The 8,830-nt window shown below is 71.1% G+C and carries 5 protein-coding genes; 2 read left to right on the forward strand and 3 right to left on the reverse strand.

The window, feature by feature from the left end:
• Both VF794_RS05630 and VF794_RS05635 read left to right on the forward strand, forming a co-directional pair.
• Window positions 1-2,310 (forward strand): putative Ig domain-containing protein (locus VF794_RS05630; RefSeq protein WP_331108148.1); only part of this gene is annotated, 2,310 nt, incomplete at its 5' end.
• 229 nt (window positions 2,311-2,539) lie between these two features.
• Window positions 2,540-4,765: a M4 family metallopeptidase gene (locus tag VF794_RS05635; RefSeq protein ID WP_331108149.1), complete on the forward strand. Its 2,226-nt coding sequence runs from the start codon at window positions 2,540-2,542 to the stop codon at window positions 4,763-4,765.
• A gap of 81 nt (window positions 4,766-4,846) precedes the next feature.
• On the opposite strand, the gene VF794_RS05640 is transcribed toward VF794_RS05635, so the two are convergent.
• From VF794_RS05640 to VF794_RS05650, 3 genes are all read right to left on the reverse strand, one after another.
• On the reverse strand, window positions 4,847-5,806 hold the full coding sequence (locus VF794_RS05640; protein WP_331108150.1) for a hypothetical protein: 960 nt from the start codon (window positions 5,804-5,806) through the stop codon (window positions 4,847-4,849).
• 110 nt (window positions 5,807-5,916) lie between these two features.
• On the reverse strand, window positions 5,917-6,681 hold the full coding sequence (locus VF794_RS05645) for a thioesterase II family protein (RefSeq protein ID WP_331108151.1): 765 nt from the start codon (window positions 6,679-6,681) through the stop codon (window positions 5,917-5,919).
• An 82-nt stretch (window positions 6,682-6,763) separates the two neighbouring features.
• Window positions 6,764-8,830 (reverse strand): tetratricopeptide repeat protein (locus VF794_RS05650; RefSeq protein ID WP_331108152.1); only part of this gene is annotated, 2,067 nt, incomplete at its 5' end.

Raw genomic sequence — 8,830 nt, forward strand, 5'->3', positions numbered from 1 at the left:
GGCAACGGCACGCTCAGCTTCAGCCTGAGTGGCGCCCCCGAGGGCATGTCCATCACCGCCGACGGCCTCATCTTCTGGACGCCCAGCACGGCCCAGGCGGGCTCGTCGTACACCGTCACCGTCACCGTGACGGACGAGCACGGAGCCTCGGCCTCCCAGGCCTTCACCGTCGCCGCCCGCAACGTGGTGCCCACCCTGGCCACCATCGCGAGCCGGACCGTCGACGAGGGCAGCCAGCTGTCCGTGCGCGCCCAGGTCAGCGACCCGGGCAACGGCACGCTCAGCTTCAGCCTGAGTGGCGCCCCCGAGGGCATGTCCATCACCAACGACGGCTCCATCTTCTGGACGCCTCGTGCGGCCCAGGCGGGCTCGTCGTACAGCGTCACCGTCACCGTGACGGACGAGCACGGGGCCTCGGCCTCCCAGGCCTTCAGCGCCACCGCGCGCAACGTGGCCCCCACCCTGGCCGCGCTCAAGGCTCCCGCCAGCATCAACGAGGGCAACCTGCTGTCCGTGCGCGCCCTGGCCAGCGACCCGGGCAATGGCACGCTCAGCTTCAGCCTGACGGGCGCCCCCGAGGGCATGTCCATCACCGCCGATGGCCTCGTCCTCTGGACGCCGAGCTTCACGCAGACCAGCGCCTCGGGCCTGCCGTACACCGTCTCCGTCTCCGTGATGGACGAGCACGGGGCCTCGGCCTCCCAGTCCTTCACCGTCTCCGCCCGCTGGGTGGATACGGACGGCGATGGCATGCCGGACTCCTGGGAGCGCGCGCATGGCACGGATCCGCTGCGCAACGACGCCGCCGATGACGCGAATGGCGACGGCGTGAGCAACGCGGATGAGTTCAACTCCGGCAACGGCGGTCCGGCCCTGCCCGGCACGGTCGTGGCGAAGAGCCCGCTCACGGGCGAGCAGGTGGACAGCGCGGAGCTCCTCCTCACCGCCACCAACGTGAAGAGCGTGGGGAGCCTCGCGGCGGTGCGTTACCAGTTCCAGCTCTTCGCCGACGCGGCGCTCACGGAGAAGGTGCGCGACGTGACGGTGGACCAGACGGAGGGCGACACCACCGTGGCGTCCCTCACCGATGGCACCGAGAGCGTGGACCTGATGGACCTCCTGGACAACCACACGTACGCCTGGCGCGTGCGCGTGACGGACGGCTCGCTCAGCGGCTCGTGGAGCCAGGTGCAGCGCATCCGCTACAACCCTGTCAACGACCTGCCCGGCGCCCCGCGCTCGGTGCAGCCGATGGCGGGCTCGCAGGTCTCCACGCTCACTCCGGTGCTCGTGGTGGACAATGTGATGGACGCGGACGACGCGGCGGTTGCCTACCGCTTCGAGGTGGCCGAGGACGCCGCCTTCACCGTGGCCCGTCAGTTCTCCGATGACCTGGCCGCCGGTGCGCAGGGCAGCACCTCGTGGACGGTGCCGGGCTCGCTCAAGCCCTTCGCCACCTACTACTGGCGTGTCAGCGCCGTGGATCCTCACGGTGGCTCCACCCAGGGTGTGGTGTCGTCGTTCTCCATCTTCGTCGGCCGCCCGGCCAACCACGTGCCCGGTACCGCCGCGCTCGTGGCGCCTGCCCAGAACGTGATGGTGGCCTCCGCCACCCCCGCGCTCGTGGCCAACGCCGCCGTGGACTCGGATGGTGACACGCTCAGCTACATCTTCGAGCTCGACACCTCGGCCACCTTCGGCGGCTCCGCCCGCCAGGTGTCCTCCGCCATTGCCGCCGTCGACGGCAAGGTGAGCTGGACTCCGGCCGCCCTGAAGGAGAACACCCGCTACTTCTGGCGCGTCCGCGCGCTGGATTCCGTGAGCGCCAGCGATTGGGCCATGGGCTCCTTCGTGGTGAACGCGAGCAACGAGGCGCCTTCGGTCCCCGTGACGCTCAACCCGTCCGAGGCCGTCGTCACCACCCGCAAGCCCACGCTCACCGTGCAGAACGCGGTGGACGCGGAGGGTGATGCGGTGACGTACAGCTTCGAGGTGCGCAAGCAGGGCTCCTCGGAAGTGGTGGACTCGGCGCGCAACATCGCCGCGGGCGCCAACGGCACCACCTCCTTCACGCTCACCACCGAGCTCGAGGAGGCCGCCGAGTACGTCTGGGTGGCTCGCGCCACGGACTCCCACGGAGCCGAGAGCGCCGTCTCGGCGGAGACCGGCTTCCTGGTCTACCGTCGCCCGGGCAATGACACCAAGGTCCCGGACAGCGGCGGTTGCAACGCCGGCCCCGGGGAGCTGGGTGGTCTGCTGCCGCTGATGGCCCTGGCGCTCGGCCTGCTCGGCCGCCGCCGTCGTAGCTAGTCAGGGCTCGAGCTGAGAAGTGAGGAGGCGCCGCGCGGAAGGTCGCGCGGCGCCTCTTTCTTTTCGCGCGAGAGAGAGGAGTCTCATCCGCTCAAGCACCAAGAAAAGCCAGACACCGGTGTTTGTTTTGGCGGACAGGACTCAAAAACCATGAAAATCAGCCGGTCGCCTTGAATGCCAATCACCCGGCATGTCAAGACAGAGCCTTCTTCTTCACGAGGAGTGCTGAGTGAGCAACCGGCTCTTGAGGACATTCTGTGCGGCGTGGCTGGGTGCCAGTCTGGCCGCCTGCGGCGCGATGCAGGAGGGTGAGGCGCCCGTGACCGCGGGTGACGACTCGGACATCCAGGCCGCGCTGGCCCGCCTCGGGGGCGCCCGGGTGCTGGGCAGCGAGGACGGGGTTCCCTATTCCATCCAGGGCCGGTTCGGTCGCGCGTCCCAGGTGTCGGGCTCGCTGGCGCGCTCGGCGGACGTCGACGTGAGGGAGACGCTGGGCCTCGTCGCCCCGGTGTTCCGGCTGAACGAGAACGACCTGGTGCTCAAGCGCTCCACGGTGGACGCGCGCGGCCACCGGCACCTGCGCTTCCAGCAGACCAAGGCGGGCCTGCCGGTGGTGGGTGGCGAGCTCGTGCTGCACGTGGACGAGGCGGGCAACGTCTACGCCGCCAACGGCTCGGCCCGGGACGGCGTGAAGGTGTCCGCCCAGGCGAAGGTGGCCCCCGAGGCCGCGGCCCGGGTGGCCGTGGAGAGCTCCACCGCGCGTGGCGCCGCCACCGAGGGGGGCGCGACGCTCGTCTTCCTGCGCTCCGAGGGCGCTTCGGAGCCGCGGCTGGCCTATGTGGTGCGCGTGAAGGGCGAGCGCGACGGCATGCCCGCCGATGACGTCGTCTACGTGGACGCGCAGCGCGGCGGCATCCTGCTGGTCAACCCGAGCATCCACACGGCGATGAATCGCAAGGTGTACTCGGCCAACAACGGCACCACCACGCCGGGCACCCTCAAGCGCAGCGAGGGCCAGGCGGCCGTGGGCGATGCGCACGTCGACACCAACTACGACATGCTGGGCAAGACCTACGAGTGCTACCAGACGCTCTTCGGACGCGACTCGTACAACAACGCGGGCGCCACGCTCACCAGCACCGTCCACTACGGCACCAGCTACGTCAACGCCTACTGGGACGGCACCCAGATGGTGTACGGCGACGGCAACGGCACGGACTCCATCGAGCTGGGCAAGGACCTGGACGTGACCGTGCACGAGCTGACCCACGCCGTGACGGACAGCGAGTCGGACCTCGTGTACTCGGGGGAGTCGGGCGGCCTCAACGAGTCCATGTCCGACATCTTCGCTGGTGTCTGCGAGAGCTGGACGCGCGGCTGGGCGGTGGACGCCGACATCTTCAAGATTGGCGAGGACATCTGGACGCCGGCCACGGCGGGTGACGCGCTCCGCTACATGGACGACCCGTCCAAGGATGGCAGCTCGCTCGACTTCTACGGCGACTACGCCTCGGGTGTGGACGTGCACTACAGCTCGGGCATCAGCAACCTGGTGTTCTCGATGCTGTCCAAGGGTGGCACGCACCCGCGCGGCAAGACGAGCAACACCGTGCCCGCCATCGGCCCGGAGAAGGCCGGTCGCATCTTCTACAAGGCCAACACGGACCTCTTCACCTCCGGCACCACCTTCGAGCAGGCCAAGACGTACACGGTGCAGGCCGCCGAGTCGCTCTTCGGCACGGGCTCGGTCGAGGCCGCCGCCGTCAACGAGGCCTGGAAGGCCGTGGGCGTGCCTCCTCCGCCTCCGGTGATCAACCCGCTGACCAACGGCGTGCCGGTGAGCAGCCTCTCCGGCAGCTCCGGCAACAAGAAGTACTACGCGCTCGAGGTGCCCGCCGGGGAGACCAGCGTGGCCTTCGAGATCAGCGGTGGCACGGGTGACGCGGACCTGTACGTGCGCCACGGTGCCCTGCCCAGCGCCAGCACCTACGACTGCCGTCCGTACAAGAGCGGCAACGCGGAGGTCTGCTCCTTCACCAGCCCGCGGGCCGGCACCTGGTACGTGATGGTCAACGCCTACTCCACCTATTCGGGCGTGAGCCTCAAGGGCACGTACGGCGGTGGTGGCGGCGGTGGCGGCACCGGCACGCCAGTGACCGAGACGGTCAGCGGCACCGTGGGCAAGGGCCAGAACGTCAACCACGGCCCGTACAGCGTGGTGGCCGGCACCACCTTCACGGTGACCATGACGGGCACGCGCAACCCCGACCTGTACGTGCGCTTCGGCGCGGCACCCACCACCACGGCCTATGACTGCCGACCGGCCACGTCCGGCGCCTCCGAGACGTGCACCCTGACGGTGCCCGCCGGCCAGAGCAGTGCCTACGTCATGGTGCGGGGGGCCGGCTCGGGCACCCCCAGCTACACCCTGACCCTCAACTACACGAAGCCGTAGTTCCGGCGGACGGTAGGGGTTGAAAGGCGGGCGGTCCTCCTCACCGGGGGCCGCCCGTCGCGTTTCGGGGCCCTCGCGCTTTCAGGAGGCGAGGAGGTGCGGCTTGCCGGAGAGCTGGCGCAACAGGTTCAGCAGCCGGAGCGAGGAGGGGAGGCTGCCTTGAATCTCCCACGGGTCGATCTTGTCCCCGCCGTTGGTGAACTGGGGCGAGAGCACGAAGACCCGGACGCGGGCGGTCGCCATCATCCCGTGGAAGCGCGCGTCGCGCAGGAGCCCTCCGCTCAGCCGGAGCTGCGGCGAGGGCTGGAAGTAGTCCAGATCCAGGGAGACCCAATCCGTCCCGGTGGCCCCGGGGCGCTCCAGGACCTGGCGCCAGTGCAGCTCCGTGGTGTCCACGAACCAGGGGACGCGGATGGAGGCATCCACGTTGCGGCCCGTCATCCAGGGCCGGTGCTCGGCCTGCGCGGTGGTGAAGAAGACGTCCTGCTCGTTGAGCACGGGCTCCGCGCTGTCCGGGCGCTTCAGGCCCTCGAGGAGCTTCCACCAGGTGGCCGCCTGCGGGGGCACGCGCGCCTCCAAGAAGCTGTCCTTGCACCAGTCCGAGTGCCGGTCCGCGTGGAAGAGGGTGCGCGGCAACTCGCCCGTCGTCCGGTAGTGGTAGAGGGCCACGTCGAGCATGTGGTGGTCCCTCAGCACGTAGTCGGCCTGTCCGGACGGGCTCCTCATCACCAGGACGTTCCCCCGGAGCACCGAGTCCAGCTCGCCCAGGGTGAGCCGCTCTCGCCACGTGTGCTCCTCGAAGCAGAGCTGCGGCGCCTCGTAGGGCTTCTCGCCCGCCTCGCCCACCACGTCCTCCGGCCCGGCCCAGCGGTGGATCCTCCGCTCGAAACGGTCCGCCGCCTCGTCTCCGAGCACCTCTCGGGCGACCTGCCGGATGTCACTCCGGACGCCAGGCGAGGGAATCGCCGGGACAAGGGCGCGGAGCTGGAAGGCATAGGCCGCGTCGGTCGGCTTCTTCCAATCGGAGTACCGGGTCAGCACGTGCGAGTCCCTCGGAGGTCGCCTGCCTGGTGACCAGAGGGGCCCGGCGGCGGCGGTAGACTACCGGGAACGCCTTGGCCGCCAGGGAAATTGCCAGGGCTTCGTGCCCGTCAGGTCAGGCCCTGGAGATCCTCGAGGATGGCCTGGTGCAGCCGGGTCCGCTCGGCCGCGAGGAAGAAGTGGTTGCCCGGGAACATGCGCTGGCGGAAGTCGGCGGTGGTCTGCTGGCGCCACGCCCCCACCTCCTCGGGGCGGACCTCCGGGTCCTCCCAGGCGCCGAAGGACGAGATGGGCACGTCCAGCGGGGGCTCCTCGGCGTAGCGGTAGCTCTCGGCGACGAGCAGGTCCGAGCGCAGCGCGGGCAGCACCTCGTGGCGGACGTCGCTATGGGCGAGCACCTCCCGGGGCGCGCCGTAGCGGGAGGCGATCTGCTCCAGGAACTCCTCGTCCGACAGGTGGCTGATGGGAGCGAGGGGTTGCCGCCTCACGTGCAGCGCCGGGCAGGCCGAGAGGAAGAGGCGCCGGGGCAGGGGCCCCCCGTGGCGGCGCAGCCAGCGCGTCAGCTCGAAGGCGGTGATGCCGCCGAAGCTGTGTCCGAAGAAGATGGCGGGGCGCTCCTTGAGGAAGGGGCGCACCATGCTCGCCAGCTTCTCCAGCAGCTCCGGGAAGTGGGTGATGGGCACCTCGGCGCGGCGGCTGGCCCGGCCCGGTAGCTCGATGGGGCAGACCTCGATGGACGCGGGGAGCTGCCGGGTCCATAGCCGGAACAGCGAGGCATCTCCTCCGGCGAAGTGGAAGCAGAACAGGCGGAGGTTCGCCCGCGGACGTGGCTCGGGACAGGTCACCCAGCGGCGGTAGACGGGAGGAACGAGCATGTGGGGGCCTCCATGCTGCGGAGTGGCGGCGGGTCGCGTCAATCCCCCCCCAAGTGCGTCTCCCTGGAGACGTGTAGGCACCTCACGGGTGTGTGGCGAGCCACGCCTCCACCGCTTCGAGCACCCGCGCCCCCCCGTCACCCGCCTCGACGGCCAGGGCGCGCGCCTCGTGCGCCAGCCGCAGGGCCCGGGCCCGGTCTCCCTTCGCGTCCCACAGCGCCCGCGCGAGCAGGAGGCGGGTGTTGGCGCGCTCGATGGGGGTGGGCTTCGCGCGCTCCCAGCCGGCCAGCACCTTCTCCAGGGGCACGAGCGCATCCCGGGGCCGGCCCGCCTCCAGCAAGGTCCGGCCCAGGTCCAGGTGCACCCCCGTCCAGCCGGAGAGGGCGTCATCCGGCTGGGCGAGCTGGATGGAGACGGCGCGCTCCAGGTACGACAGGGCCTCGGGGTGCCGGCCCTGCTTGCGCAGTGCGTTGCCCATGAAGCGCAGCACCGGCACGAGATGCGGGTGACTCAGCCCGAGCTTCGTCTCCTTTCGCGCCAGCACGGTCCGGAAGCGGGCCAGGGCCTCCTCCGGCCGCCCCTGCTGCGAGAGGACCCCGGCGATGTTGTGCTCGAGCGATGCCGCGCCGCCGCTGTCCGGGCCCTCTGTCTTCTCCACGATGCGCAGCGCGCGCTCGAACAGGGGCAGGGCCTCTTCCAGCCGCTTCTGGGACTGGAGGGACAGGGCGAGCAGGTTGAGGGCATCGCCTACGCTGGGGTGCTCCGGGCCCAGCGAGCGCTCCAGCGACTCCAGGGCCCCGCGCGTCAGCCGCTCCGCCTCGGGGAGGTCTCGCTCCTGCCAGTACGCCTCGCCCAGCGCGAGCCGGGCCCGTGCCACGTCCGGGTGCTCCTCGCCCAGGGCCTCGCGGCGTGCGTCCACCGCGCGCTTCAGGTGCGCGAGCCCTTCCTCCACCCGGCCCTGCGCCAGCCGCGCGCTGCCCAGCTCCTGGCGCACGTCCGCCGCCTCCAGGCTGTCGGGACCGAAGGCCTTCTCCAGCCGCGCGAGTGCCGCTTCCAGTTGCTCGGCCGCCTCCGCGTAGCGCCCCTCTCCGTACAGGGTGGTGGCCGACCAGGTGAGGAGCTGGGCACGCATCACCTCGTTGCCCCCCAGCCGGTCGATGGCCGCCTCGGCGCGCTCCCTCCAGCGGTGGGCCAGCTCGTATTGCTCCAGTTGCTCGCCCGTCACGCGCACCAGGGAAATCCATGCACGCGCGGCGGCCTCGTCGTTGCGTCCGGACTCCGCGGCCCGGAGCGATTCGAAGAGGGCGGACTCCGCGCCGTGCCAGTCCCCGGCCCGCTCGCGCAGTTGTCCCAGCAGCAGGAAGGCGTCGGCGGTGCCGTAGCGGTCTCCCGAGGACTTCGCCGCCGCCGCCGCGGGCTCCACCAGGGTGACGCCCTGGGCGTACTTGCCCGCCGCCTTGAGCACGCGGGCCTGGACCAGCGTCCGGCGCAGCTCCTCCGCGCGCTCGCGGGCCGCCGGCTCCTCGGGGAGGGGACCCTGGGCACGGGGGGCGACCTCCGCGCAGTCGGCCACGGAGGGGAGCCCCTTCGCCGCGCGAGCCGCCTGCTCGACCACCTCCGCGTCCGCCTGGGTGAAGAGCCGGGTGAGCGCGGTCACCTCCGCGAGCCGTCCATCCAGGCAGCGCAGGCGTTGGGCGAGCACCTCCTCGGGCTGCTCGTTGCGCACCCGAGTGGCCTCGCACGCGGCGGTGCGCTCCGCCGTCCACGCACGGGTGTACGCATCGAGCGACTGGCGCACGCGCAGCCAGGCGGTAGGGGCGAAGGGCTTGCCGGTGGCGAGGAACGAGGCCTCCATCCGCTGCTGGTTCGAGGCGTCCCACACTCCGTCGAACACGTGCGCCGCGTCGTCGCACTGCCGGGCGTTGCGGAGGTGGACCGCGTGGGTGACGCCGATGGCCCCCAACACGAGGGCCACGCCACCGACCACCCAGAGGCGCCGCTTCGTGCGCACGGCCGGGTCCTCCAGCAGGGCGGTCCGCAGTACCTCCAGGGAGGGGTAGCGTTCGGCGGGGGAGACGGCCAGCCCCCGCAGCACCACGCGGCGCAGCCACGGCGGCACACGCGTCCCCTTGGGGGCGGCGAGCACCCG

It is taken from the genome of Archangium sp. (assembly GCF_036389735.1).
In the GTDB taxonomy this organism is placed as follows: domain Bacteria; phylum Myxococcota; class Myxococcia; order Myxococcales; family Myxococcaceae; genus Archangium.